26 protein-coding genes, 1 tRNA gene and 1 pseudogene are annotated in these 26,611 nt (G+C 63.9%); 13 read left to right on the top strand and 15 right to left on the bottom strand.

Annotation, left to right across the window (positions count from 1 at the left end; genetic code table 11):
- The first annotated feature begins 8 nt into the window (after positions 1–8).
- Together ABIB56_RS01890 and ABIB56_RS01885 are read left to right on the top strand one after the other, a co-directional pair.
- A complete protein-coding gene (locus tag ABIB56_RS01890) occupies positions 9–452 on the top strand; it encodes a hypothetical protein (protein ID WP_354567135.1) in 444 nt (147 codons plus the stop codon).
- Complete coding sequence (locus ABIB56_RS01885; RefSeq protein ID WP_354567134.1) at positions 389–655, top strand: hypothetical protein; 267 nt, start codon at positions 389–391, stop codon at positions 653–655. The genes ABIB56_RS01890 and ABIB56_RS01885 overlap by 64 nt, the downstream gene beginning before the upstream one ends.
- Positions 656–661: 6 nt before the next feature.
- Here the strand turns inward: ABIB56_RS01885 and ABIB56_RS01880 are convergent, their stop codons facing one another.
- Entirely contained in the window at positions 662–1,216 is a 555-nt protein-coding gene (locus tag ABIB56_RS01880; protein ID WP_354567132.1) for a hypothetical protein, read from the bottom strand.
- A 133-nt stretch (positions 1,217–1,349) separates the two neighbouring features.
- Here ABIB56_RS01880 and ABIB56_RS01875 point away from each other — a divergent pair, with 133 nt between their 5' ends.
- A complete protein-coding gene (locus tag ABIB56_RS01875; protein ID WP_354567131.1) occupies positions 1,350–2,126 on the top strand; it encodes a hypothetical protein in 777 nt (258 codons plus the stop codon).
- A 28-nt stretch (positions 2,127–2,154) separates the two neighbouring features.
- The gene (locus ABIB56_RS01870; RefSeq protein WP_354567130.1) at positions 2,155–2,784 is read left to right on the top strand and encodes a DedA family protein; all 630 of its coding nucleotides are present in this window, start codon (positions 2,155–2,157) and stop codon (positions 2,782–2,784) included.
- A 148-nt stretch (positions 2,785–2,932) separates the two neighbouring features.
- Here ABIB56_RS01870 and ABIB56_RS01865 read toward each other — a convergent pair whose 3' ends face one another.
- Complete coding sequence (locus ABIB56_RS01865; protein WP_354567129.1) at positions 2,933–3,586, bottom strand: LysR family substrate-binding domain-containing protein; 654 nt, start codon at positions 3,584–3,586, stop codon at positions 2,933–2,935.
- A gap of 59 nt (positions 3,587–3,645) precedes the next feature.
- Here ABIB56_RS01865 and ABIB56_RS01860 point away from each other — a divergent pair, with 59 nt between their 5' ends.
- Positions 3,646–4,041, top strand: a complete 396-nt coding sequence (locus ABIB56_RS01860; protein WP_354567128.1) for a DUF5997 family protein — start codon at positions 3,646–3,648, stop codon at positions 4,039–4,041.
- 623 nt (positions 4,042–4,664) lie between these two features.
- Here ABIB56_RS01860 and ABIB56_RS01855 read toward each other — a convergent pair.
- A complete protein-coding gene (locus tag ABIB56_RS01855; protein ID WP_354567127.1) occupies positions 4,665–5,246 on the bottom strand; it encodes a TetR/AcrR family transcriptional regulator in 582 nt (193 codons plus the stop codon).
- Between the two features lie 62 nt (positions 5,247–5,308).
- Between ABIB56_RS01855 and ABIB56_RS01850 the strand changes: the two genes are divergently transcribed.
- Positions 5,309–6,280 carry an SDR family NAD(P)-dependent oxidoreductase gene (locus ABIB56_RS01850; protein WP_354567126.1) on the top strand — a complete coding sequence of 324 codons (972 nt, stop codon included), beginning with the start codon at positions 5,309–5,311 and terminating at the stop codon, positions 6,278–6,280.
- Between the two features lie 11 nt (positions 6,281–6,291).
- Here the strand turns inward: ABIB56_RS01850 and ABIB56_RS01845 are convergent, their stop codons facing one another.
- From ABIB56_RS01845 to ABIB56_RS18460, 4 genes and pseudogenes are all read right to left on the bottom strand, one after another.
- The gene (locus tag ABIB56_RS01845) at positions 6,292–6,453 is read right to left on the bottom strand and encodes a hypothetical protein (protein ID WP_354567124.1); all 162 of its coding nucleotides are present in this window, start codon (positions 6,451–6,453) and stop codon (positions 6,292–6,294) included.
- An 80-nt stretch (positions 6,454–6,533) separates the two neighbouring features.
- On the bottom strand, positions 6,534–7,661 hold the full coding sequence (locus tag ABIB56_RS01840) for an IS30 family transposase (RefSeq protein WP_354567122.1): 1,128 nt from the start codon (positions 7,659–7,661) through the stop codon (positions 6,534–6,536).
- A 77-nt stretch (positions 7,662–7,738) separates the two neighbouring features.
- Positions 7,739–7,999, bottom strand: a pseudogene (locus tag ABIB56_RS01835) (transposase); the annotation flags it as partial.
- A 152-nt stretch (positions 8,000–8,151) separates the two neighbouring features.
- On the bottom strand, positions 8,152–8,316 hold the full coding sequence (locus ABIB56_RS18460; RefSeq protein WP_502917532.1) for a DUF8730 family Cys-rich protein: 165 nt from the start codon (positions 8,314–8,316) through the stop codon (positions 8,152–8,154).
- 79 nt (positions 8,317–8,395) lie between these two features.
- Between ABIB56_RS18460 and ABIB56_RS01830 the strand changes: the two genes are divergently transcribed.
- The 4 genes from ABIB56_RS01830 (at position 8,396) to ABIB56_RS01815 (ending at position 12,290) form a co-directional block, all read left to right on the top strand.
- Positions 8,396–10,057: an FAD-dependent oxidoreductase gene (locus tag ABIB56_RS01830; RefSeq protein WP_354567120.1), complete on the top strand. Its 1,662-nt coding sequence runs from the start codon at positions 8,396–8,398 to the stop codon at positions 10,055–10,057.
- A 31-nt stretch (positions 10,058–10,088) separates the two neighbouring features.
- Entirely contained in the window at positions 10,089–10,388 is a 300-nt protein-coding gene (locus ABIB56_RS01825) for a metal-sensitive transcriptional regulator (RefSeq protein ID WP_354567119.1), read from the top strand.
- Positions 10,389–10,572: 184 nt separating this feature from the next.
- Complete coding sequence (locus tag ABIB56_RS01820) at positions 10,573–10,824, top strand: SHOCT domain-containing protein (protein ID WP_354567117.1); 252 nt, start codon at positions 10,573–10,575, stop codon at positions 10,822–10,824.
- A complete protein-coding gene (locus tag ABIB56_RS01815) occupies positions 10,824–12,290 on the top strand; it encodes a multicopper oxidase family protein (RefSeq protein ID WP_354567115.1) in 1,467 nt (488 codons plus the stop codon). The genes ABIB56_RS01820 and ABIB56_RS01815 overlap by 1 nt, the downstream gene beginning before the upstream one ends.
- Positions 12,291–12,594: 304 nt before the next feature.
- Here the strand turns inward: ABIB56_RS01815 and ABIB56_RS01810 are convergent, their stop codons facing one another.
- From ABIB56_RS01810 to ABIB56_RS01795, 4 genes are all read right to left on the bottom strand, one after another.
- Entirely contained in the window at positions 12,595–14,466 is a 1,872-nt protein-coding gene (locus tag ABIB56_RS01810) for a heavy metal translocating P-type ATPase (RefSeq protein ID WP_354567113.1), read from the bottom strand.
- Positions 14,463–15,191, bottom strand: a complete 729-nt coding sequence (locus ABIB56_RS01805) for a VIT1/CCC1 transporter family protein (protein ID WP_354567111.1) — start codon at positions 15,189–15,191, stop codon at positions 14,463–14,465. Before ABIB56_RS01805 ends, ABIB56_RS01810 begins: the two co-directional genes overlap by 4 nt.
- A gap of 383 nt (positions 15,192–15,574) precedes the next feature.
- Entirely contained in the window at positions 15,575–16,357 is a 783-nt protein-coding gene (locus tag ABIB56_RS01800) for an alpha/beta hydrolase (RefSeq protein ID WP_354567109.1), read from the bottom strand.
- A gap of 926 nt (positions 16,358–17,283) precedes the next feature.
- A tRNA-Ser gene (locus ABIB56_RS01795) sits at positions 17,284–17,373 on the bottom strand.
- Between the two features lie 186 nt (positions 17,374–17,559).
- Between ABIB56_RS01795 and ABIB56_RS01790 the strand changes: the two genes are divergently transcribed.
- Genes ABIB56_RS01790 through radA form a run of 3 tightly spaced genes read left to right on the top strand, consistent with a single transcriptional unit; the run spans position 17,560 to position 19,885 of the window.
- Complete coding sequence (locus tag ABIB56_RS01790; protein ID WP_354567107.1) at positions 17,560–17,694, top strand: GNAT family protein; 135 nt, start codon at positions 17,560–17,562, stop codon at positions 17,692–17,694.
- Between the two features lie 24 nt (positions 17,695–17,718).
- Positions 17,719–18,495 (top strand): SGNH/GDSL hydrolase family protein, encoded by a 777-nt coding sequence (locus ABIB56_RS01785; RefSeq protein WP_354567105.1) that lies wholly within the window; start codon positions 17,719–17,721, stop codon positions 18,493–18,495.
- Positions 18,496–18,520: 25 nt separating this feature from the next.
- Positions 18,521–19,885 (top strand): DNA repair protein RadA, encoded by a 1,365-nt coding sequence (gene radA / locus ABIB56_RS01780; RefSeq protein ID WP_354567104.1) that lies wholly within the window; start codon positions 18,521–18,523, stop codon positions 19,883–19,885.
- A 99-nt stretch (positions 19,886–19,984) separates the two neighbouring features.
- Here radA and ABIB56_RS01775 read toward each other — a convergent pair whose 3' ends face one another.
- The 4 genes from ABIB56_RS01775 to ABIB56_RS01760 all read right to left on the bottom strand — a co-directional run bounded on the left by ABIB56_RS01775 (position 19,985) and on the right by ABIB56_RS01760 (position 26,522).
- A complete protein-coding gene (locus tag ABIB56_RS01775) occupies positions 19,985–20,608 on the bottom strand; it encodes a hypothetical protein (protein ID WP_354567102.1) in 624 nt (207 codons plus the stop codon).
- A 76-nt stretch (positions 20,609–20,684) separates the two neighbouring features.
- Positions 20,685–23,300: an ExeM/NucH family extracellular endonuclease gene (locus ABIB56_RS01770; RefSeq protein WP_354567100.1), complete on the bottom strand. Its 2,616-nt coding sequence runs from the start codon at positions 23,298–23,300 to the stop codon at positions 20,685–20,687.
- Positions 23,301–23,441: 141 nt separating this feature from the next.
- Entirely contained in the window at positions 23,442–23,942 is a 501-nt protein-coding gene (locus ABIB56_RS01765; RefSeq protein WP_354567098.1) for an amino-acid N-acetyltransferase, read from the bottom strand.
- An 84-nt stretch (positions 23,943–24,026) separates the two neighbouring features.
- The gene (locus ABIB56_RS01760; RefSeq protein ID WP_354567096.1) at positions 24,027–26,522 is read right to left on the bottom strand and encodes an ATP-dependent Clp protease ATP-binding subunit; all 2,496 of its coding nucleotides are present in this window, start codon (positions 26,520–26,522) and stop codon (positions 24,027–24,029) included.
- Positions 26,523–26,611: the final 89 nt, after the last annotated feature.

The following is a 26,611-nucleotide window of genomic DNA, read 5'->3' as shown; positions in this document are numbered from 1 at the left end:
AGAATCCCGTGAGAGTCAATCCGGCCAATGCCGACGTGCCAGAGGATGTCGGGCGCGGCCTGCTCCTCTCGCTGATCGCCTTCCCGATCGCCATCGTGATCTCCGCGGTCGGGTCGTCTTTTCTGACCGGCCTCGGTTTCGTGACTGGCTTCTTCGTGGGTGTCGGTGTGACCATCCTGATCTCGCTCTATCGCAAAGAGGCAGGCGTGGCTGTGGTGCGACGCGGCACCGCTCCCGTGGCGCTGCTCGGCATCCTGCTCACGCTCCTCGCCGTGCTGGCGGGCGTGCTCGGCCGGGCCTATGGCCTGTACCACGCAGTGAACCTGCGCTCGGGTCTTGAGGCGCTCAATAGCCCGGCCTCTGCGACCGTGGTGGTGCGACCGTGGTGGTGCGGCAGTTCAGGGACTTCGACAACATCCTGCCGATCATCGTCGGCCTCGGTTTCGGGCTGATCGCCATCGCCGCCGGAACTCGTGGCGCTCAGCGTCGGGCGGACCAGGCCGCGGCATCCGCGCCGGCAGTCGGCACCGCGGCATCGACAGCCACCACGATCGCGCCCGGTGGTGCGCCACGGACGAATACCACGCCGCCTGCGCCCCCCGCCGGGCAGACGCTGCTCAACGGCGAACCGATCGACCCGAACGCGTCGAACTGAAGCTGACTACCCGTTCCTGCGAGGGCGACGGCGCGCCAGAAGGAACAGGCTGCCCGTAGCCGTTGCCAGCCCGAGTACCACCAGCAATGGTGCGCCAGTGGCGTAAGAGTTGAGCACGTAGTAGTCGGCGCTGCTGCCGCCACCGGTCGAGTTGAGGGCGTCGAGGCGTTCGCCCATGTAGCGCAGCAGTGAGAGACCGGCGACGATGAACAGCGCGCTGAGCACCCAGATGGCGATGAGGAACGGATTGACCCGACGAGTCTCGACGACGGTTTCGTTCGCCGGTTCGACAATCTCGACATCGTGAATCTCCGACGAACCTGTTACCTCAGTACCGGTCGCCCCAGTGCCTGTCCGCCCAGTCCCCGTCGCCCCAGTGCCCGTCGTCCGCCCAGCGGGCGAACCCGGCATGGGCATTACGACGTTCCCGTTGCGCAACTGTGGAGAGCCCCCATCGGGGCGGGTGTCTGGCCGCGGGTCCGATGTCGGGTCGTAGCCGGGTTGGAAGGCGGGGTCGAAGCGTGGGTCGAAGCGAGACCCGCCGCCCGATGTGTTGGTCATGTTCGGGCATCCTTCCTCTGGGTCATGGGCTGATCCTATGCGCGATCGTTTCATCGCCAGGCTCCTCTAAATGTTAGGGTTACCTAAGTTGAGCTAGTTAACTCGCGCTAGTTCTCTTACCGAAGGGGCTCAGATGAGCTACATCAAATCCCGAGCCATCGACGAGAGAGGTTTCGTCATCCTGGACCGTTACAACCAGGAGGCCGACCCCCAGGAATGGCTCGACGTAGAGTATGTCGACTGGAAATCATCCGGCGACACGCAGTTCGCACCGCTCGCCAGCGCGAAAGGTGAGATCGAGGTCAACGGATTCTGGAATCACGAGCCACCCCGCACCGACAAGGAGGGGGTCTGGATCGAGTCCCAGGTGGCGAAAGCGCCGAACCTCACCCGTCGCGCACAGGAACCGGGCGCGAATGTCGGCCGCTGTCGCGTGATCGAACTGCAGCCCAACGAGTACGCGAGCACCCTCTACAACCTTCACCAGGATGACAACAACCGTCTGAACCCCGACGGCACCGGATGGATCGTGCGCGGCTTCTTCAACCTGACGGACGACGCGGAGTCGTTTATGACGCTGCGCGAAGATCGCTTTAACCCGAGCACCGAGATCCGCATCGCTCTTCCCGCCGGTTCGCAGATCATCGTCGACACCCAGCGCTTCTGGCACGCCGTATGGCACAAGGGGCCTGAGCCTCGTTACGCCCTCATCACGTCCTGGGAGTCAGGGCCGGAGCTTGACGCCTACATCGAAAAGCACCACGGCACCAGCGAGCACGAGAACCCCTACCTCGACCCGCAGGTGATCGCGGATGCGGAGGCCGGGGTTCAGCGTCGCCTCGCCGAGCGCGCGGCGACACTCGCCTCCAAGGGCAGGCCCGACGACGATCCGGTCGACCCCGAAGCCTGAACGACTGCCTCGCTGAGCAGGACGACGGATGCTTCACCTCGCGGCCCTCGACGGCCAGGTCTCCGACTGGCTCACCACCTTCGGCCCCTGGGCCTTCTACGCGATCGTCTGGGGGCTGGTCTTCGCCGGGACCGGCCTCTTCGTCGGTGCGTTCATCCCCTTCATCACCGGGGACTCGCTGCTTTTCGCCGCCGGCATCCTCTCCGCCCGCAGTGAGAGCCTGAGCATCTGGGTACTCGCCATCGGTGTCGGCATCGCCGCATTCCTCGGAGACCAGCTCGGCTTCGTACTCGGTCGCCACTACGGGCGGCCGTACCTTGACCGCCGCAAGGGTAAATGGATACGCACAAGCATCGCGCGCGCGGAGAAGTTCTACAACGACCTCGGCTGGTGGGCCGTAGTCGTTGCGCGCTTCATCCCGTGGGGCCGCGTGCTCGTTCCACCGGTGGCCGGCATCGCGCGCATGAACTACGGCAGATTCCTCGCCGCGAACCTCGTCGGAGCACTCGCCTGGGGTGTGCTGCTCACCGTCACCGGGTATTTCGCGGCCAGCATCCCCGTCGTCAAATCGGCGGCCTATGCGATCGGCGGGGCCTTCATCGTCGGTGCGATCGTCGCGGGCATCGTCTCCTGGCGCCGCAACCGAGCATCCGCGTAGCCCCGATTTCCCGCAGCGCGCGCCGAGATTGTAGTTGTGGCGACTTCACAACGCGCCAGGGTCGCCACAACTGCCATCTCGGCGGCCCGAACGAGCCGCCCAGCCGCTCAGCCGCTCAGCAGCTCAGCAGCACGAGGCGGGCAAGGGCTCAGCGGCCCCCTCGCGGCCTGCGCGGACGGATGACACGCTTCGCAGCCGGCTTCTGGCGCGTTTTCGGCGGCGCGGCTTTCTTCTCCGGCTTCGCCTCCGGTTGGGCCGAGCGCGAGCTCCGCGCCGTGCGGCCGCGCACGATGCCGACGAACTCCTCGATCTGCGGGGTGGTCTTCTCGGCCAGCCAGGCGATGGCGATGCCGGTCTCCGCGGCATCCGTCACCGGGCGCGCCACGACATCCTTGCGAGCGTGCAGGCGTGCGATCGATTGTGGCAGGATGACGATCCCCCCTCCCGCTGCCACCAGCTCGACCGCGTCTTCGGCGGACAGGCTCTCCGCAACCCGATCTTCTGCGGCGAGATCGGCGAGCGTCACAGTGGCGAACCGGGAGATCGGATGCGCCCTCGGCACGATTACGACAGGCGTCTCGCTGTAGAGCGCAATCACGCTCAGCTCATCCCGGTCGATGGGCAGCCGCACGAAACTGACGTCGGAACGACCGTCGTGGAGCACGGCGACCTGTGCGGCGGGATCGATCGGCAGGAAAGCTAGCGGCTGCCGTGGGAAGCGCTCGGCCCAGGCTGTGGTCCACCGGGTGAGGGTGACACCGGCCACGAAGGCAATCGTGAAGGGATCAGCCTCGGCGTCCACGGCTTCCCCTCGCTCGGTCGCACGGGTGTGCGGTGGGGGTCTCAGGCTACGCTGACCTGATGAGCCCCGCGAAATCGCCACAGACCATGAAGCCCGCGACGGCGGCACAGAAACTCGGCGTGTACCTCCCCGCCACGCCGGGATCCTTTCAACAGGAGCCGGTATCGCGCGAACAGCTCAACCAACTGATCGCCGATCCGCCCGCCTGGCTGGTCGAACTGCGCAAGACCGGTCCGCATCCTCGCCCGGTTGTCGCCCATAAGCTCGGCATCTCCAACGCGGGACTGGCCAGAGCTGGCGTGACCGATCCCCTCACCACCGAGGAGATCGGCGACCTGCTCAAGGCGCCGCCCGCCTGGCTGGTGAAGGAGCGTGCAATCCACGCAGAGGTCAACGAGGAGAATGCCCGCGTCAAAGCTGTCAAGGCCTATAAGCGCTCGGAGGCCGGCAACTAGCCGAGACGCAGCGCGGTCTGAGCGGATGGATGCGCCCGCTCGTGTTGCGCTCGTCCAGACCGCGCTCGTCCACGCCGCGCGTGTACGCGCCGAAAAAATTCGAAGAATCTTAAAACTGGGGCGATATATTGGTCCCCCTTTGTGCGGACATCCGCTATAGTTTGATACGCGCCGAGATGCTTCCCGAATCACGGTGCGGATACCCGAACAGAACACCGTTGCTTTCCCCCGAGCTATAACGGTTTCTTCCACGTCGTATCCCTGCTGGCACCGGTTGGTGTCGGTTTGCGGGAGGTCAAGTGCGACAACCCCCGTAAGCCGCCCTGGGCCTCCCGCCCCACGCTTCTCTCGACCCACCCTTGTACCCCAGACGGGGGCTTGTAGGGTACGAATCTCCTGCCCATACTGAGGTAAGTGGAGATCGTCGGGGGATGATCTTCACCAAATCCCTTCTAGGGATTGCGGTGTGGGCCCGCTTCGGGTGTGGGCCCACTCCCGCCCCAGCTTCTAGCGCAGAGGCGCCACCGGACATCAGGTCGCCAGGAATCTCCGGATGAATCGCGTATCTCTGGTGAAACAAGGTCGTAGGGACGCCGGACTGGGTCGGTTGGCGAAGTAGTCCGTCAGCGGAGTAGAAGGTCCACCGCGATCGCGAAACGCTCTCCATACTGCTCACGATTATCGACCTGATACTTGATACCGATCGCGGTACTGATCATGGTCTGCGTCAGCGCGACGGCCGCTCCTCGATCCAGGTTCGTTACCTGTGCAGCGATGGCATTCGTGACCAGGTCGGCGAAGCGTCGCGGGAACGATTCGACGATACCGCCGAGGAGAGCAGGATTATCCTCGATCACGCTCGCGATGTCCCTGGTCATCGGGCCGATGTAACGGCCGGCCCACCGATCGAAAGAATCCAGGAGCCGCGCACGGAGGGATCGATCGGACTGCTCCAGAATCCGCCCGACTTCAGCGATGTCTTCTTCCAAAGCCTGCGATACGGCTGCTCGAAAGAGGTCTTCCTTCGACGCGAAGAGAAAGTAGAGGCCAGGTCGGGAGATACGAGCCGCTTTGGCGACCTCCTCCATCGATGTCTTCCGATAGCCGAAGCGAGCAAAAGTGACGAGCGCAGAATTCAGTACGGCAGCCCGGCGATCGACGCCGACAGTGCCTGTCGTCTCCGCTTGCGGTTTGTGGTTGCCCATGAGTTGAGCTTATGCGGAATAATCATACTTTACATAAATTGATTAGTCCGTATAGTTAACGCATGACTTCTCACCTCGCCATCACGACTTCTTTCAGCCCTGCCAGCACAGCCGACGAGGTACTGCATGGCATCGACCTGGGAGGCTTCCGGGCGATCGTGACGGGCAGCTCGTCCGGGATCGGCGCCGAGACGGCCCGAGCGCTAGCAGCAGCCGGAGCCGAGGTGACCCTGGCTGTTCGGAACATCGAGGCGGGAAATACGGTTGCCGAGGAGATCAGACGGTCGACCGGGGCATCCAGACCGCGCGTAGTTCGACTGGACCTCGCAGACCGGAGGGCCGTGAGCGACTTCGTCGATGACTGGAACGGTCCGCTTCATCTTCTGATCAACAATGCGGGCGTCGTCACGAGTGGCCTTCAGCGCACCGCGGAGGGATGGGAACTGCAATTCGCAACGAACCATCTCGGCCATTTCAGCCTCGCCCTCGGGTTGCATGATTCGCTGGTGCGCGGCGCGGCGGAGCAGGATGGCGCGAGAATCGTGTCGCTCAGCTCGACCGCACACATGCGCGCCGACATCCTGTTCGACGACCTGCACTTTGCGCATCGTCCTTACGACCCTCAAATCGCCTACGCGCAATCAAAGACAGCCAACTCGCTGTTCGCCGTCGAAGCCACCCGCCGTTGGGCATCCGACGGCATCGTCACGAACGCGGTGAATCCCGGGGGCGTTGCGACGGGGCTCCAGCGCAACTTCTCCCCGACGCAGAAAGAATCGCTCGATGCCGCGGAAGCGGCTGGTCTGTTCGAGTACAAGACAGTCGCACAGGGAGCTGCCACCAGTCTCGTCGCGGCGGTGGCGCCTGAGTTCGCTCATACCGGAGGCCACTATCTCGACGACTGTCGCGAGGCGTATACCGTGCCGAACGATGCCGAACTCGCCGACCATCCTCATGGGGTCAAAGAGTGGGCACTCGACCCCGCAGCTGCACGGCTCCTGTGGGCCGTCTCTGCAGACCTCGTCCGCAACTGATTCCGGTCGGGTCAGGCGGCCAGGTGGAAGGTGCTCGCGAAGCGGTCGAGAAGGTCGCCGCGCCCGCACAGCACCTCGACCACGCCGGTCGCGATCGCGCGATCTGGGGCGAGCTCACCGGAGATGAGCCGGTGGATGTCCGGACCTGCGACCGGATTCCGGTTGGTGGGCACAGACTTCTGGGAGTCGATGAACTCGTACCGGCTGACTACCGCTGCTCCCGCGCGAAGTAAGCGTCCTTGGATTCAACCGGTCAGCGCAACAGTGTCTTGAGCCTAGCTGTTGGGGTGTCGTATCCGAGGCTTTTGCGGGGTCGGTTGTTCAGCTTCGCTGCGATGATGTCGAGCTCGGGTTGAGTGAACTCGGCAAGGCTTGAGCCCTTCCGGAAATACTGGCGCAGTAGCCCGTTCGTGTTCTCGTTCGTGCCGCGCTGCCACGGGCTCCGGGGATCCGCGAAGTACACACTGATGCCCGTGTTAGCGGCGACATTCTTGTGATCCGCTAGCTCCATCCCACGATCCCAAGTAAGCGTCTTCCGCAATGACAACGGCATCCGTTTCAGTTCGCGGGTGAGCCCTGCGGTGACGGTTTTCATGTCGCGGCCGGCGAGCTGAACGAGGACCGTGACGCGGGTTGCCCGATCAACGACGGTACCGATCTGGGACACGTTCCGACCAACAATTAAATCCCCCTCCCAATGCCCTGGAACCACTCGTTCCTCGGCCTCAGCCGGGCGCGCAGCTATTGGCACTGCTTCCTTGATCTGAGAGCGCCATTGCTTGCTGACCGTGTTGTGAATGTTGCGTCTCGTCGGTCTACCGGTGCGTAAATGTTTCTGCAAATCCTTCGCGAGTACCCGCCTGGACTGGACAAACAGCGACCGATAGATCGTCTCGTGTGACACACGCATGATCGAACCTGCTGGGTGTCGTTTCCGCAGCGTCCCTGCGATCTGCTCAGGCGACCAGTCGTCGCGTAACCGGGCACCGACGTACCCGCGGAGCACCGGGTTCTTCGCCAACGCACACTTCTTCGGCCTGCGAGCCTGCCGCAACGCACGATCCTCAGCATCGATCGCACGATAACGACGTTGTCCCTTGTTACGAGCAATTTCACGGCTGATCGTCGATGCCGACCTCCCCAACGCACAGCCGATTCCCCGAAGCGAATCTCCCCGGGCAAGACCCCGAGAGATCTCCTCACGATCTGCGAGCGTCAGCGAACCGGCACGGTGCTTACGCGGCCGGGGAGCGTAACCGCCTGTCTGTTCAACGACGGTGAAGATCGAACCCGGCGGGTAACCAATCGCGCGGGAGATCTCACTGAACGATTTCCCATCCCCCCACAACCTCCACAACTCGGCCCGCAACTCATCCGACATCCCCGGTCGACCAATCTTTGCCACACAACACCTCCACTATCAATGATGGTGTTGCGCTGACCGGTTAAATCCAAGTCGGCTTTTTTTAGGAATTGAGCCTCGGCCTTGAGCTCCTGAACTTCCCGCTCAAGCTCCTTCAGACGAGCGCGTTCCGGGATGGTCAGCTCCGTCTCGGTGCCACCGTTCGCTTCGCGGTGCTTGATCAGCCAGTTGCGCAGAGTCTCGGGGCCGACCCCGTAGGCGTCGGCCACGTCCTTGATCGGTTGGGATGTGTTGATCACCTCGCGGCACAACTCGTCTTTGAACTCCTGGGTGAATTTTCGGCGTGCTGCGGTCATGCTCATCTCTACTTTCAGTACACCCTCATTTTAAGAGGGCCCACTGTCCGAGATACCCGCAGCAGCCCAGTTGATCTTGTCAGCGGAGGTCGCACTCCACGGTCGCGCTGTTGTGGTCTCGCTAAAGGATTGCGGGCTGTTGCTCGGGCGTCCTACCTGCCCCGCAGCCATGCGAGGAACCCACTCTGAGTTGGCGCCTCTTGGTGTCCCTGGCACTGCTGCCCTCGAGGGACATTCTTCATGACCTGGTCGACATGCTGGCCACACCCGGTCCATGTCGTCTTGCCGCACACTCGGCATGTGACTGCTCTGCACATCGGTATTTCCTTTCGATGGGATTGATCTACTCTTCGAATTATACCCCCGGGGGTATAGACTGTTTCAATGGAGGTTGGGATGAAGACAGTGGTTGTCGGCGGAGTGGCAGGCGGGATGTCGGCCGCGACGAGGTTGCGCCGACTGGAGGAGTCGATGGAAATTGTGGTGTTCGAGCGCGGCCGCTACGTGTCGTTTGCGAACTGCGGTTTGCCGTATTACGTCGGCGGCGTGATCGAGAGCCGCGACTCTCTCCTTCTGCAGACTCCGGAATCGCTGGCCTCACGCTTCGCACTCGACGTGCGGGTCGAACACGAGGTCACGTCCATCGATTCGGCTCGGAAGATCGTGCACGTCACCGACCTGAACAGCGGCACCTCTCATGAGGAAAGTTATGACTTCCTCGTGCTGGCCGGTGGCGCCACCGCTTCCCGCATTGACACGACATCGGACGTACCGAGCTATACGCTCCGTAGCGTGGATGACGTCGATCACATCACCGAAACCCTCGCCACTACTCTCGAGCGTCAGGCTTATGCGGTGGTCGTCGGAGCCGGGTTCATCGGTCTCGAAGCTGTTGAGAATCTGATCGGCCGCGGCATCCGAGTCACCCTTGTGCAGCGCGGCGCTCACGTCTTGTCGCCTCTCGACCAGGAGATGGCGGCTCCCTTGCGTGCGGCCCTTCGCCAGCATGGCGTCGATGTGCGCACCGGCACCACCGTGATTTCTGCCGCCGACGGTTTCGTGCTGCTCGATGACGGATCGCGGGTGCGGGCAGACCTCGTGATCGAAGCCAGCGGCGTCAGCCCGGAGGTCTCCCTCGCTCGCAATGCAGGACTCGCCATCGGCCCGACCGGCGGCATCGCCGTCGACCTACAGCAGCGCACCAGTGACCAGGCTATCTTCGCCGTCGGGGACGGGGTCGAGAAGATCGATGCCATCGATCAAGGCCCGACTCTCGTCACCATGGCGGGGCTGGCAAACCGTCACGGGCGTGCCGCCGCTGATGCCATCGCTGGCCACCCCGACGCTGCGTGGCCCGCTCTCGGTACCTCGATCGTCGGCGTCTTCGACCTGACCATCGCAATGGTCGGCTGGAGCGAGAAGCGTCTCATCGCCGCGAGCCGTCCACATCGGGTCATCCACACGCATCCTGCATCCCACGCCACCTACTACCCGGGTGCTGACACCATGGCGCTGAAGTTGCTCGTCGACCCCGATGACGACTCGATCCTCGGTGCACAGATCGTGGGCGGTGCCGGCGTCGACAAACGGATTGACGTCATCGCGACCGCGATGGCCGGAGGGCTCAGCGCATCCTCACTCGCCCACCTCGAACTCGCCTACGCGCCGCAGTACGGGTCTGCGAAGGACGCAGTGAACATGGCCGGATACGTTGCGGACAACCTCGCGACCGGTATGGCCAGATCGGTTCAGTGGCACCAACTGGACACGGAGCTCGATCACGGTGCGGTGCTCGTGGATGTGAGGACCGCGGACGAGTTCGAGGCAGGCTTCATTCCCGGGGCGGTCAACGTTCCGCTCGATGAGCTTCGCGGTTGCCACACTGAATTGGCGGGCTATCCGCTCATCGTGCACTGCCAGGTCGGCCAGCGAGGACACACCGCCACCAGACTGCTCACTCAGCTCGGACACGACGTCAAAAACCTCGACGGCGGATACAAGACCTGGCTCGCGGGAATGTCCACCCGCGACCGTGACCGTGAATCGATACTCGTCTGATGCCCTTTCACCCACCTTTTGGAGAGAACGAATGACCACCAGTGCCCCCCACCCCGGCGCCGAGTCGACAGAAGCCGCTGCGGAGATGAAGAAGATCCTCAATCGACTCCGGCGGGCGCAGGGACAGCTCATCGCGGTGATCGCTGCCGTCGAGAGCGGCGGCGACTGCAGGGCAGTGGTCACGCAGCTTGCCGCGGTGTCCAGCGCCCTCGATCGGGCCGGATTCACAATCGTTTCATCCGCAATGCGCCGCTGCGTCGCTACACCGAACGACCCCGACAACACACTCACAGTCGACGAACTCGAAAAACTATTCCTCACCCTCGCGTGAACGATTTAGTCGATATTGAACGAATCTTCCACGAGCAGGGTGAGTGCTCCGTAACGGCCTCTCGACGCGACGATCCTGATCGCCGTTCATTTATATTGACGGGACCTATGGCCTGTCGAGCATCAACGCGATCGGAAAGACTTGATTCAACTGCACGAGCGAATCGAAGTGATGAGGTGTCGAGATGATGTGGGGTAACTACGGAATGAGCGGGTGGACGTGGGGTTATGGTGCGCTGGTGGTTGTCGGCGTGGTGATCCTCGTGGTCGTGCTCATACGGGTGTTCTCCGGCCGCCGCACAAGCCCGCCGGCGTCTTCGGCCCAGCCCGGTGCAGAGCCGTCCGCGAAGCAGATCCTCGACGAGCGTTACGCCAGGGGTGATGTGACCACCGAGGAGTATCGGGAGCGTTTGTCCGCTCTCGGACTCACGACCTGATGGATCCGATCAGCCGGCGCACGGCCCTGACCCTTGGCGGTGTTGGCGGTGCGTTAGTCCTCGCCGGCGGCGCGGGACTCGTGTGGGACTGGTCGACGACCGGGCAGTCCACGTCACCTTCGACTCCCTCGCCGAGCGGGAAGATGCTCACCCAACCGGAACTGATTCGCAGCGCGAATGGGCTGCTTGAGGTCGCTCTCACCGCGAGCCGATCCCCGATCACCATCAGCGGGACAACGGTCGACGCCCTGAGCTATAACGGATCGCTTCCCGGGCCGACACTCCTCGTGCACCCTGGGGACACGATAAAGGTGGCGCTCGCGAACCGCCTCGACGATCCGACGAACCTGCACACGCACGGCCTTCATGTGTCTCCGGAGGGATCGAGCGATAACGTGTTGCGCCGTATCGATGCGGGAACGACAGCCGACTACCGTTACGAGATCCCGGCAGACCATCCACCCGGGGCGTTCTGGTATCACCCGCACCATCACGGGATGGCCGCGGCGCAGGTGTTCGGCGGTCTGTACGGCGCGATCATCGTCGAAGACCCGACGCCGATCCCCGCAACGACCGAGCGAGTCCTCATCGTTTCGGATATCACCTTCGACGCGTCCGGGACCATCGCGGTGGCATCGCAGATGGACCGGATGAGCGGACGAGAAGGCACGACCGTGCTACTGAACGGACAGGTCGGCGCGACCATGAACGCGCATCCGGGAGACCGGGAACGGTGGCGGATCATCAATGCCTGCACCTCCCGCTACCTCGACCTCCGGCTCGACGGGCAGACCCTCCACCTCCTCGGAAACGACTCCGGCAGGTTCGCCACCCCACGGCGGGTTGATTCCCTCACGCTGATGCCCGGAAACCGGGCCGACGTTCTCGTCACCCTGGCAGCCGGCACCTCCGTATTGCAGGCGCACCCGGTGGACCGCGGCACGCCAGCGGGCATGATGGGCGGAAACACGCAGTCCGGCGACACCGCCACACTCGCCACGGTGCACGTCTCCGGTGCGGAGCCGACCACGTCGTTTCCGCCTCCCCCGACTTCCTCCCCCCGTGACATCCGTTCCCAGCCGATCGCTGGGAAAAGAACACTCACCTTCGCCATGGGCGGCTCGGGGATGGGCGGATCGACGATGGGATTCACCATCGACGGTCGCGGATTCGATGCCAGCCGCGTCGATCAAACCGTCGCCGCCGGCACGGTCGAGGAATGGACCATCGTCAACACAAGTCCGATGGATCATCCCTTCCACCTTCACGTCTGGCCAATGCAGGTCATCGAGATCGGCGGCAACGCGAGTCTCACACCCACTTGGCAGGACGTCGTCAACGTCCCCGCACACAGCCGATCCAGGGTACGCATCGCCTTCGAGGACTTCACCGGCACCACCGTCTACCACTGCCACATCCTCGACCACGAAGACAACGGCATGATGGGCATCATCACCGTGAGCTAACCGGAATATTCACACACGCCCGGTCGACCGAGTGCCTCGGTGCTCCGATGCCAAGCGATTCAGGTGCTCTGGCCCTTCGAGACGCTGAACCTTCTCCTCCGACTCTTGTGAACGGGATGACTCCGGCATTCCCTCACGGGTGAGGGTCGATCAGAACGCGTCGGGACAGTCTACTAGAGCCTTGAGCCGTATCCCCTTTACGGAAAACCATTCTTAGGTCGTGCTCGCCGAACCGCGACCCCAATACTCAGCGCAGAATCCCTCTCGCGCCTCGATCCGTCGATAGGTACGCGAGAGTGAGCGACTAGCGTGCGAATGAGGTGTGCTCTTTCGCGTGAATCGCGCGAAGGGCGTTGAGGATGGTGGCGACATCCACGACCTCCTGAATCCCTGCGCCGAGCGTCGCTGGAATCACGCCAAATGCCGCAACGAGCATGAGTCCGACGCTGAGACCGATACCGAGCCAGATGCTCTGAAGCGCGATCTTCACCGTGTCATGGCCGATGAGTACCGCCTCGGCGACCAGGGAGATGTCGTCCTCGAGGATCACAGCACCCGCAGACTCACTGGCCGCAGACGCTCCCCGCGCACCCATCGCGATGCCGACGTCGGCCGCAGCGAGCGCCGGCGAATCGTTGACACCATCGCCGATCATAAGCACAGGCCGATTGGCGAGAGCTGCCACAAACGTCAGCTTGTCGCCGGGCAGACAGTTCGCCTCGACCGTGTCGATATCAAGCTGACTGGCCACGTGATCTGCCGTCAACTTGGCATCCCCTGTCAACATCGTAACGTGGCCGATTCCGAGCCCGCGAAGAGCGGCAATCGTCGCCCGGGCATTCGACCGAACGGGGTCAGTGGCGATGATCGCCCCCGCGAACTCCCGGTCGATTGCAACGTAGATGGCGAGCTCTCCGCCTGAGAGCGATGACTCCCGCACGTCCGGGGCGCGATCCTGAATGAAGCCGAGAGTGCCGACATCTACGGTCTGCCCGTTCACTTCAGCGGTGACCCCGCGGGCCGCGATCTCGGTCGAGTTCGTTGCTTCGACGACCAAGAGTCCGCGGCGCTCGACCTCATGGACAATGGACGCCGCCAGCACGTGAGACGAGAGCTGCTCGGCGGACCCGACGAGGGCGAGAATCTCATCCGGATCACGTGCGCCCACCGTCTCCACCCGGGTGATCGCCGGCCGTCCCTCGGTCAGGGTTCCAGTCTTATCGAATACCGCCGTCTTCGTGCGGGAGATCATTTCGAGGACCCCACCGCCCTTCACGATGATGCCGAGCCGCGCTGCCCGACTCATGCCGCCCATGAAGGCGACCGGTGCCGCGAGGACGAGCGGACACGGAGTGGCGAGGACGAGGACCTCCGCAAATCGCATCGAGTCCGTCGATACAGCCCAGGCGATAGCGCCGATCACAAGTGAGAGCAGGGTGAACGGGATGGCGAACCGATCGGCGAGACGAACGACGGGTGCGCGGTTTCCCGCCGCCTGGCGAACGAGGGCGACAATCGCCTGGAACTGGCTGTCCTCGGCAAGGGCAGTGGCAACCAGATTCGCTGAGGAATTGCCGTTGACCGACCCGCTCAGAACCGGGTCACCGGCGACACGGGTCACCGGCATGCTCTCGCCGGTGAGGGACGATTCGTCGAACGACGCACTCGCAGACAGAAGCTCGGCGTCGACCGGAACGACCTCGCTAGCGCGCACCATCACGACGTCGCCGATCCGCACATCGCTGGCCGCGACATCCACGATCCGATGGGTGCCGCTCTCGACGACGTGAGCGATTTGTGGCTCCCGTTCGAGGAGCGACGTCAGTTCGCGTTGTGCTCGCCCCTGGGCGAAATCCTCGAGCGCCTTACCGCCCGACACCATCAGCACGATGATCATGCTGGCGATGACCTCGCCTACGAGCACCGTCGCGATGATGGCCACGATGGCGAGGATGTCTATGCCGAAGATGCCTTTGCGCAGCTGTCGGACCATGAGCAGAGCTTCGTAGACGGCGACCGCGATGACGAAGATGCTGCAGACCCACCTCGCTCCATCGACGAGGTTCAAAGCCCACAATAGCGCCGCGATCGCGCCGACGAGGAGAGTCAGATCGACGACCGGGTAGCGCAGGGCCAGCGGCGTCGTGCGACCGCCTGCGCCACGCGGCACGGTCATCCGATGCCTGAGCTGCCGAGCAGGCTGCCGATCGCGAAGGTCGCGGTGAGAGCGGCAGCTCCGCCGATGACGATCCGCACAACCGCACGCACGACCGGGCCTCCTCCGAGGCGCGCACCGACCACCCCGAGAACAGCGAGCGCCACGATGACCGCCGCGAACGTGACCGGAATGCGCACGGACAGCGGGAGCAGGATGATCGCAGCGAAAGGCAGGACAGAACCGAGGGTAAACGCGACGGCCGAGACCCACGCGGCATGCCAGGCACTCACGACATCTTCCTCGGAGATGTTGAGTTCGGTGATGAGGTGGGCACGGAGGGCATCATGGGCCGTGAGCTCGACGGCAATGGATCGCGCAGTTGCCGACGCGAGGCCCTGCTGCTGATAGAGTCCAACCAACTCTTCGAGTTCACCCTCGGGATCATCCCGCAACTCCGCTCTCTCCTTCTCGATCAGAGCTTTCTGGCTGTCGCTCTGGCTGCTCACGGAGACATATTCGCCGAGAGCCATCGAGATCGCTCCGCCGACGAGACCCGCGGCACCCGCCGTGATGATTGCCGGCGTGCCCGCTCCGGCGCTGGCGACACCGACAACGATCGCAGCGACCGAGACGATCCCGTCGTTCGCCCCAAGGACTCCGGCGCGAAGCCAGTTCAGGCGACCCGAGACGTTGCCGGCGTGAGGTTCGTCCGGGTGAGTGTGCAAAACGCCGGTCAGAGTCATAGACACCACCGTGACATCGACCGATTCACGAGCGCGGGTCGAAGGTCCCGCACTCTCGGTGCTGAAGGGGCCATACCCGGCGGGACGATAGGGATAAACCATGGTCATAACCACGACGGAATCTCGGCTCTCGACGCCGACATCCGACCATGAGGGGGTCGATTGTGGGTTAGTCGTTCCCGTGCGGGCACCCCTCGAAGTCCGAATGAGCCTATAAATCCGTCTCCGGGAGCGCCGTCAAATGCTGCCCGCTCATCGTCGGTCTACGGACGCCAGCGGGTGAGCTCTTAATATGCTCGCTGGACGCTTTCTAGGTCAAAGGATTCGACAGCAGTCCCGGGCGATAGCCAACCCAGGCGGCTGTCTATTGCGGAGCAGAAAAATCAGGACATCCTTAACTGCCTGAGTGCATCGACGAACACGGCGAGCGAGGCATCCACTTCTGCGATGTTCAGCGTGAGATCGAGGTGACCATGCTCCATTGCCAAAGCCAGATGCCGTCGCACTGGAACACCGGCTTGCTCGAGCTGCCTGACGAGCAACTCTGCCGACGGGCGCAGGTCGTCGAATTCGCTTATGACCAAGGTTGTTGGCGGGAATCCCGTCAGCGATCCGAGACCCGGTACGGTTTCGACGGGAAGATCGGTAATCCTGCCCACATGGTTGAGAAACATCTCTTCAATCGTTTCTGGCGAGAATCTCAACATATTGGGCAGCTCGCGATCGATGGTCTGCGTGATTTCGAATGGCAGGGCAGGCACCGGGAAATGTACGACCGGGTACGCCAGCAGAAGGGCGGAAGCCACCCGCCCGGCGTTCACTGTCAATCTCAGCACTGACGCAGTCGCGAGGTTGCCCCCCGCGCTCGCTCCGCCCATCGCGACAGCACCGGCACCGGCGTTACCAGCGGCAACCCATTGCCATACCGAGTGCACATCGTCGAGAGGTTCTGGGTAGTGCAGGCCTGCTCCGGCGAGGCGATAATCGACGGAAATCACCACCGCCGGGGTGCGGGCTGCCAACTCGGACGCGACCAGGTGAGCCTCATTCATATCGAGGTTGCCGGACCGGAACCCTCCTCCGTGCATCCAGATGAGGATCGGAAGGTCTTCGCCGAGGCGGAGTCGGCGAGCACGCTGCGGATACCGGGGCCGATATTCGCGCACCCGAATACCTCCTTGAGGCGCTGGCACCCGGTATTCGACCGTGTCCGCGTCGGCTGTCGCCCACCGCCGCGAATTGTCCGAGTGGGGCACTTTTAGCTACTTCGCCGTGTGCTGGAACGCCTTCTCGCCCACTCGATGGTCAGCGCAACACCGCCAGAGACGAGTAGCAGCCAGCCTCCGATGAGCGGTGTTCCGACGGAGACGCCCATATTGGCGAGCACCGCGAGTGCGCTGGCGGGTGTGCTACTGGAAGCGCTGAAGGCTCTCCCCGGCTCGGCGCGATTCCGGGCACCACAGGATTGCCCCAGTAGTCGCGACCGCCGTTGGCAGCTTTGCCGTCGAATGTGCGCCCTGTGGTGGTTTCGATCACCTTGCCGCTGGCGATCGCAGGTGACCAGCCTGCCCGACATCAAGCCCGATGAACCCGGCGTCAAACGCACGAGCTGACTTTCTCAGAAACGGTTGCGACCGATCGAGACCACCCCAGAAAGGCCGCCGTTCTTGTCGGCGCGGAGACGCACTCACGAAATGACGTGTTGGCCACCCCCGGCAAGTCATCAGGTGGGGCCAGATTTAGCCCTCACCCCGGGGCCACTTTGAGTTGACATAGCCACAGATCGATGCGTCTATCAGCGTTCGGGAATACGGCGGCGCAGTTCCCTCACCGTCACCAAGGCGCTGACGTTGACGTCGACGTTGACTGGCCTCCGCTCCAACACGTCACAGACAAGCCGGTTGATCCTCGCGAGGATGCTGCGGGCTAGCTAGCCCGCGCTCAAGGAGACGTCTCCCGATCTGCGCCACATCGAGCGGTTGCTCACACCAGCTCACAGATATTCCGTTGCCGCTGCGTTACCGCTGGTCCTGAGCAGGGAAGAGAAACGCCCCAATATCCTTGATAAATCAAGGACTTTGGGGCATTCGTGTGGCGGAACCGGTGGGATTTGAACCCACGGTGGGCTCTCACCCACACAACTTTTCGAGAGTTGCACCTTCGGCCGCTCGGACACGGTTCCGGGGACGATCCTAGTACAGAGCAGGGCGAGGCTCATCCTGGAGGCGGTGGCATCTGCACTCGGTGGTGAAGCCGGAGGGGTGACACTCGCATCCTTCGACCTCGTGATCGACGGCCAGTCGCCCCGGTGATCGCGACGACGTAGCTGACATTCATCCCGGGACTGGTCAGGGCCGCTGCCACCCGGATGCAGATCGAGGCCGTGTGCCGCGACTGCAACCTGGTGCAGCTGACATCGGATGCCTCCAGGGAGGCCGCGCATCGCTTCTACACCCGACTCGGATTCACCGCGGCTCATGTCGGATTCACGCTCGCGCTGTAACACGGGCGGCGTAGCATTTCGACGATGACCAGCAAACCTTCGAGCGGCAAACGAACGGCATGGCTCATCGGCGGCGTCTCTGCCGTGACCGTACTCGCCCCCGGCTTCTTCGTCGCGCGCGAGCTCGTGCGTCGACGCAGCACGGCCGGGGCCGCGACCATCGCGAACACCCTGCACCTCAATGCGCGCTGGTGGAACGAACAGCGCGAGAAGAAGGGCGAACTGCTCTACGTCGCCATCGGCGATTCGGCTGCGCAGGGGGTCGGCGGCAGCAGGCCGGGACGAAGCTACGTCGGACTGATCGCCGCACACCTGCGCACGGCGACCGGAAATACGGTGCGCGTCATCAATCTCAGTGTCTCCGGGGCGCGGCTGCGGGAGGCCATCGCCGCGCAACTGCCGGCACTCACGGACCTCGATCCCGACATCATGACGGTGGCGATCGGCGCGAACGACATCGCCCAGTTCGATGCGGAACGCTTCGAACGCGAGTTGGAGACGATCTACTCCGCGCTGCCGAAGAGCGCGATCGTGGCCGAGGTGCCGTCGTTCTATTTCGGCGCTGCGGAGCGCAGGGCGCGCCTGGCGAATGCGATCGTGCACCGGCTGGCCACGCGACACGGCTTCGAGGTCGCGCCACTGCACGCGACCACGCGGCGGCAGACCGGAGCACGTTATGCGCTCAACCAGGTTGCAGCAGATTTCTTTCACCCGAACGATCGCGGATACCGGGTGTGGGCATCCGCGTTCCTGCCGATCGTCGACCGGCTGGCGGCACGGCTCACGCGATCGAAAGACTGACGGGGGTCTCGCTTAAGCTGGCTCCGTGGCAAAGACCCAGTCGAGTTTCAAATGCACCGAATGCGGTTGGACGACCCTGAAGTGGGCTGGGCGCTGCGCTGAATGCCAATCATGGGGCACCGTCGTCGACGTGATGGATGCCGCGCCCAGCAGGTCCGTGCGCCCCCTCGCGGTGAGCGACGCCCGCGCCGCCAAGCCGATCACCGCTATCAGCGCCGACGAGGTCGCCCACTGGCCGAGCGGCATCGCGGAGTTCGATCGCGTGCTGGGCGGAGGCATCGTTCCTGGAGCGACAGTGCTGCTGAGTGGTGAGCCGGGTGTCGGCAAATCCACGCTGCTGCTCGAGGTGGCATCCAAAGCGGCGGCAAGCGGCATGCGCGTGCTGTACGTCACTGCCGAAGAATCGGTGAGCCAGGTGCGGCTCCGCGCCCAGCGCACCGGAGCCCTGCAACCCGAGTTGTTCCTCGCTGCCGAGACCGACCTGGCCACCATCCTCGGCCAGATCGACCAGGTGAAGCCCAACCTGCTCATCGTGGATTCCGTGCAGACCGTGTCGAGCTCTCTCACCGACGGGCTCGCCGGCGGACCGTCGCAGGTGCGCGAGGTCGCGTCCACGCTCATCCGCGTCTCCAAGGACCGCAACCTCCCGATACTGCTGGTCGGCCACGTCACCAAAGACGGTTCCATCGCCGGTCCACGGCTGCTCGAGCATCTCGTGGACGTCGTCTGCCAGTTCGAGGGAGACCGCCAAACTTCCCTGCGCTTCGTGCGCGCTCACAAGAACCGCTTCGGACCGACGGATGAGGTCGGCTGCTTCGAGATGACCGGCGATGGCATCGCCGAGGTCGCCGACCCGAGCGGACTGTTCCTCTCCCGCGGCGCCGGGCATATTCTGGCGCAAGTCAGCGGCACCTGCGTGACCATCGCCGTCGAAGGTCGCCGTGCATTACCTGTCGAAGTGCAGGCCCTCATCGTCAAGACCTCGGCTCCCAACCCGCGACGGGTGACCAACGGGGTCGACTCCTCCCGTGTGGCGATGCTGCTCGCCGTGCTCGAGCGGAGGGCTGGCATGAAACTCAGCGAGTCGGATGTCTACGTGTCCACGGTGGGCGGCATTCGTCTCACCGAACCGGGCGCCGATCTCGCCATCGCACTCGCCATCGCCAGCGCCTTCAGCGACAAGGCCTTTCCCGCGACTCTCGCAGCGATCGGCGAGATCAGCCTGGCGGGCGAGATCCGGCCGGTATCGCAGGCCAAGCAGCGCGTAGCCGAGGCCAAACGCCTCGGGTTCTCCACCATCATCGACGCCGATCACGCCCACCTGCGCGAGGCGATGCGCAAAGCCTTCGCCAGCGCGATCACCGAACAGGTCGACGTTCCCGCGTTCTGAGACTTGACCGCATCGCGCGGGTTTGTTGCCCTCTGGCAGCTTTGTTCCTGCTCGCGCAGGAACACACGTCGCGAAAGGGAACAAACCCTGCGGCAGCCCCTAGTTCAGGATGAACTGGACGGTGCCTTTCGACGTGAGCGGACCAACCTTCACCGAGAGGTGATAGCTGGCGCCACCCGCGGTGACCGGGGGTCGTGAAGCGCTGCAGGTGGTGGTCGCCGACCGGGTGCGGTCCCACGCAATGGCTTGCGTGGTCTGCGGCGCGTTCGGCTTGAGTGTTACCGGAGCATCGACCGGAGTCGTCTGGCAATCCTTCGAGTTCCAGATCTTCTCCGAACCGCTGGTGACGATCAGTTCCTGCTGCGTGGAGCCGGCGTTGATCGTGCAGGCCACAGTTCCGGTGTTGGTGATCTTCATACTGATCATCGGCTGCTCAGTGCCGCCATAGGTGGTCTTGTCGGTCACCGCTTCGAGCTTGACGTTGGCAGGCAGGCAGGCTGCGCCGTCCTTCGAGGCATCGGATGCCGCGGGAGATGCGGGGGTCGACGCCTTGCTGGTCTCAGGCTTCGGAGTGGCTCCGCCGCCACTCGCCCCCGAGCCAGGACGCACCACGATCAGGATGATGACGATGATGACCGCGAGCGCTCCGAGGCCGACGAGGAGCCGACGGCGCCAGTACACCTTGGGCGACTGGGGGCCGACAGGTTTCTTGAATGTCGACATGGCCTAAGAATAACCAGCCAGGCCCCAATAACCCGGGATTTCCGGGGGTGTTGTCCACCCCCGGAAATCATCGGATTCAGGGGTGACCGAACAGCCTGATCAGCAGGTCGATGATCCACTGGATCAGGTCGCCCACCGAGGGGGGCGTCGGGTGTCCACCGTCATGTCCACCGGCGGTCGGCAGCGAAAGCCCAAGCACCACGGGGTCGTGGTCACTCGAGCGGTACGCGCTCGTGTCGTAAAGGTTCACCGCGTTGTAGTTGTAACGGCTGTACTCGAGGGCGACCGACTCTACGGAGTTGATGTTCCAGACATCCGCGCCCTTCACCACCGAATTGGCGGCGGGTGAGGCGAACACATGGTCGAGCGAGCCGATCATGCCGCCGAAGGCGTAGGTCTGCTTCCCCGTCCTCGCCACCTGGTCGATGTAGCCGGCACCCACAATCGTGGTGATCGGGTCTTCTTTCTCATAGGCGTTGAAGTCGCCGACGAGAAACACCTTGTCGGTTTTCGCCGCTGCCTTCTGCTGGTCGGCGAAGGCGAGGAGCGCTTGCGCCTGGCGAACGCGGTCGCCGTTGTATGCACCCTGGCCCTGGTCGACGTTGTCTCCCGTGGTGTCGCCGGAACTCTTCGACTTGAAGTGGTTGGCGATGATCAGGACGGTCGACCCGTTCTTACCGTTCTTACCGTTCTTCGGCTGGAAGGCCTGGGCGAGCGGCTCGCGCGCGTTGGCGAAGGCTGGGGAGCCGATGAGGATGGTCGAACTGCCGACCGGCTTCACGGCACCCTTCTTGTAGATGAAGGCGGTACGGATGACGTCCTCATCGGCAACGGCCGGTGCGTTCGCCGGCGTGCGCACGTAATCCCAGACGTCGCCCTTCGCGTTCAGGGCTGCGACCAGGGTCGCGACCCCGGCATCCCTGTTCTGACCGAGCCTGGCCGAGTTCTCGATCTCCTCGAGCGAGACGATGTCGGCACCCAGCGAACTGATGGCGGTGACGATCTTGGCCTGCTGGCGCTGGAAGCTCTCCTCCGTGGCGGCTCCCCGCACGCCGCATCCGGGAGCATCGCTGTTTCTCACCGTCACCGCGTTGCCGTCGCGATCGTTGTAGAAGGTGCAGCCCGTGCGCTCCTCGCCCGTGGTGGGGAAGTAGTTGAGCACGTTGAAGGTGGCGATGCGGATGTTGCCACCCACGTTCTGCGGTGCGGCCGTGCGGGTGTTCGCGAAGGTCGCCGGCTGCACGGTGGCCCCGTCGGCCGGGGTGAGCTCGGAGGTCGGCTGCAGCTTCCACAGGTCGTTGCGGAACTCGAGGATGACCGGCTTGGTGAAGGTCACCGGAGCTCCGATGCGAACAGGGGCCGCCAGGGTCAGCCACGGAAGAGGCTTCGACTGGTTGGCTGCCGACAGGTAGTTGGTGCTCGCACCGTCGTCGAGCGTCACCTTGAGGGCCGCGTTCTTTGCGATGGTGGCCAGGTAGTCGGGGCTGCCGTAGGGAGCCACCGCGGTCGGCGTCACCAGTGGGCTGCTGTCGTGGGCGAGAGCGATCTCGCCGTAGCCGTTCGTGTCGTAGTTGTCGGTGACCGTGTACTTGCCCTGGGGAGCGACGAGCATGCCTTCGAGCGACTCGCGCTGGGCATCCGTCCCGGGGAACTCGACGGTGGCCGGCGTCGGAGCCGTCACGGTGCTCTTGTCGAGCTTCACCAGGTCGGCGGCTGAGGTGACGGAGAGCTCGGTGAGGTGATTGAACTCGCTCACCGCGCCGGTCACGCGCACGTAGTCGCCGATAGCCACAGCGGATGCCGTGCTCGTCGAGTAGACGAACAGGCCGTCTGAGGCGGTGTGGCTCGCAAGGTCGAGAGCACCACCGGTGCCGACGGTCTGGATGTAGTAGCCGTTGAAGCCGCCGGTCGGGTAAGCCGCCGTCACGACGCCGGTCGTGACGACCTTGTGACCGACCTGCGGGCTCACATCGGTGGTGCCCTGGATGGCGGCGATCGACAGAGCGACCGGCGGGTCTCCAGGGTCACCGGGATCGGTGCCACCGCCACCCGCGTTCTTCGGGGTGATGGTCGGCGAGAGGGCGAAATCCGCTGAGCCGTTGTCCGTGTCGAGGAAGGACGCGCGGTTCAGCGACTTGACGTCGGTGTTGCCTGCTGGAGCCGTGGCATCCGCGGTCTCGAAGGTGTTCGAGGTTCCGTAACCGAGCAGGTCGACGACGGCCGGGTTGCCAGTGACGGAACCAGCCAGGAGCGTCAGCGCCGAGGACGTGTTCGACAGGATGATCGTTCCGGCCGAACCGCTCGGGTTGAGAGTACCGACCACATCGGGCGTCGGCAGGGCCGCGCCATTGGTGCCGTTGCTGCCGCCCTGCACCAGGAAGTAGCCGTCGGGGGCGATCGAGCCGCTCAGCGCGACCAGACCGGTTGCCGGCCCTGAGCTGGTGGCCGGGCGGTACTGCAGCGACCATCCGCTGAGGTTCACCGCCGTCGAGCCGGGGTTATAGAGCTCCACGAACTTGTTCGTGTAGGCAGCTCCCGAACTCCCGCCGCTGAGATAGGCCTCATTGATCACGACGCCGGTGCCGTCGGTGCTCGCCTGGCTCGAAACCGAAACCAGCGGAGTCGCCGCCAGGGCGAGCCCGAGAAGAAGAGCAACGCCGCTCTTCCTCGTCAGCGGATGTGAATGTGTCATCGTTTCCCCTTTGTGAATGCCCGGCGTCTGGTGAAAGTCCAGAATCCTGCGGGTCAAGCCAATGCGTCGCGGGTGAGCATTCGGGGCTGCCAGCGCTAACGACAGGTAAAGGGTAGCTGAAGACCCCCCAATCGGGGGTAGTCAAATATTCTTGATCATCCGGGTGTTGCCGAGCGTGTTCGGCTTCACTCGCGCCAGGTCGAGAAACTCGGCGACGCCCTCGTCGGGTGAGCGCACGAGTTCGGCATAGACGGCCGGATCGATGGGCTCCTCCGTCATCGGCTCGAAACCGTGACGGGAGAAGAACGGCACCTCGAAGGTGAGACAGAACAGGCGGCTGAGGCCGAGCTCGCGAGCATCCGTCTCCAGCTGTTCCAACAGGGCGTGCCCGACGCCCCTGTGCAGCCACTCCGGTGTGACGGCGAGGGTGCGCACCTCGGCGAGGTCCTGCCACATGACGTGCAGGGCGCCGCATCCGATCGGCGTGCCGTCTGCACCTTCGGCGATGCGGAACTCCTGGATGGCCTCGTAGAAGACGACGGCATCCTTGCCGAGCAGGATTCGCTGCTGCACGAGCGGTTCGACGAGAGCCTGGATGACGGGAACGTCGGATGTGCGGGCCGGCCGCACGGAGAAACTCATTCTTCGAGCATAGAGAAGGATGCACTGTCGGCTTGACGACGAAGGGGCGGCGAGTCTCCTCGCCGCCCCTTCGTCGAACAGTCGTTACGCCTGAGTCGTGGCCTCCGTGGCCTCGACCAGCTCCGGCAGTTCACGACCCGGCTGGCGCCCGGTTGTGAACACGAACTCGTTGTCGACGTAGTCCACGTGAACGTGGTCTCCGGCGTTGAGCTCGCCCTGCAGGATGTGCTCGCTCAGCTGGTCTTCCACCTCGTGCTGGATAGCGCGACGCAGCGGTCGCGCCCCGAGCGACGGGTCGAACCCGACCTTGATGAGCTGCTCCTTGGCCGGGAGCGTGAGCTCGACGGTCATGTCGCGATCCATCAGGCGGTCGGAGAGACGCTTGATGAACAGGTCGACAATCTGCAGCAGTTCTGCGGGGCTGAGCTGCGGGAAGACGATCGTCTCGTCGACACGGTTCAGGAACTCCGGCTTGAAGTTCTTCTTGAGTTCCTCGACGACCTTGCCGCGCATGCGGTCGTAGCCGGTTGAGGTGTCGGTGCTCGAGGTGAACCCGAGCGGGGTGCCCGAGATGTCCTTCGTGCCGAGGTTGGTGGTCATGATGATCACCGTGTTCTTGAAGTCGATGACGCGACCTTGGCCATCCGTCAGGCGTCCCTCTTCCAGGATCTGGAGGAGCGAGTTGAAGATGTCGGGGTGAGCCTTCTCGATCTCGTCGAACAGAACAACGGAGAACGGCTTACGGCGCACCTTCTCGGTGAGCTGGCCGCCCTCTTCGAAGCCGACGAACCCTGGAGGGGCACCGAACAGTCGCGAGACCGTGTGCTTCTCGCCGTACTCGCTCATGTCGAGGGAGATCAGTGCGTTCTCGTCGTCGAAGAGGAACTCGGCGAGCGCCTTCGCGAGCTCCGTCTTACCGACGCCGGTCGGGCCGGCGAAGATGAATGAACCGCTCGGACGCTTCGGGTCCTTGAGGCCAGCACGGGTGCGTCGGATGGTCTTGGAGAGTGCCGAGATGGCCTCCTCCTGGCCGATGACGCGCTGGTGTAGTGCCTTCTCCATGAAGACGAGACGCGAAGTCTCCTCCTCGGTGAGCTTGAAGACCGGGATGCCGGTGGCTGCGGCGAGGACCTCGGCGATGACGCCTTCGTCCACGGTGCCGGTCGAGCCGGCCTCTCCGCTCTTCCACTGCTTCTCGAGACGCAGGCGCTCACCGAGCAGCTTCTTCTCTTCGTCGCGAAGCGAAGCGGCCTTCTCGAAGTCCTGGTCCTCGATCGCGCCTTCCTTGAAGCCACGGACCTCGGCGATCTTGTCGTCGAACTCGCGGAGCTCCGGTGGGGCGGACAGGATCGAGAGGCGCAGGCGTGCGCCGGCCTCGTCGATCAGGTCGATGGCCTTGTCGGGGAGGAAGCGGTCGGCCACGTAGCGGTCGGCGAGGTTCGCCGCCGCGACGATCGCGCCATCCGTGATCGAGACCTTATGGAACGACTCGTACTTGTCGCGCAGTCCCTTGAGGATGTTGATGGTGTGAGGCAAGGAGGGCTCGTGAACCTGCACGGGCTGGAAGCGGCGCTCGAGGGCGGCATCCTTCTCGAAGTGCTTGCGGTACTCGTCGAGGGTGGTCGCACCGATCGTCTGGAGCTCACCGCGGGCAAGCAGTGGCTTGAGGATCGACGCCGCGTCGATCGCGCCCTCTGCAGCCCCGGCGCCGACGAGGGTGTGGATCTCGTCGATGAAGGTGATGATGTCGCCGCGGGTGCGAATCTCCTTCGTGACCTTCTTGAGGCGCTCCTCGAAGTCACCGCGGTAGCGGCTTCCAGCGATGAGCGATCCGAGGTCGAGAGTGTAGAGCTGCTTGTCTTTCAGCGTCTCCGGCACGTCGCCGCGAACGATCGCCTGCGCGAGCCCTTCGACGACGGCGGTCTTGCCGACGCCGGGCTCACCGATCAGCACTGGATTGTTTTTGGAGCGGCGGGAGAGGATCTGCATGACCCGCTCCATCTCCTTCTCGCGCCCGATCACCGGGTCGAGCTTTCCGTCGCGCGCGGCCTGGGTGAGGTTGCGTCCGAACTGGTCGAGGATCTGGCTGCCGGCCTGTGCACCCTGCTGGGTCTCGCCACCGACGGCGACCTGCTCCTTGCCCTGGTATCCGGAGAGCAGCTGGATGACCTGCTGGCGCACCTTGTTGAGGTCGGCGCCGAGCTTCACGAGCACCTGGGCCGCGACACCCTCGCCCTCGCGAATGAGGCCGAGCAGGATGTGCTCTGTTCCGATGTAGTTGTGGCCGAGCTGCAGCGCCTCGCGCAGTGACAGCTCGAGTACCTTCTTGGCACGCGGCGTGAAGGGGATGTGACCGGTCGGCTGCTGCTGGCCCTGGCCGATGATGTCTTGCACCTGCTCGCGGACGGAGTCGAGAGAGATGCCGAGCGACTCGAGTGCCTTAGCGGCGACGCCCTCGCCCTCGTGGATCAGGCCGAGCAGGATGTGCTCCGTGCCAATGTAGTTGTGGTTGAGCATCTTGGCTTCTTCTTGCGCCAAAACAACAACCCGGCGGGCTCTGTCGGTAAATCTTTCAAACATTTCTTGCTCCTTCAACACCGTGCAGGGTTGGTGCCGTTATGAAGAGAGTAACCAGCGAACCCGGGGATTACTGCCCTCGTTCGCCGCAG

This window comes from Glaciihabitans sp. UYNi722 (assembly GCF_040549465.1).
Classification (GTDB): domain Bacteria; phylum Actinomycetota; class Actinomycetes; order Actinomycetales; family Microbacteriaceae; genus Lacisediminihabitans.
Note: the sequence above shows the minus strand (reverse complement) of the source record. Positions and strands in the feature narration are given on the sequence as shown.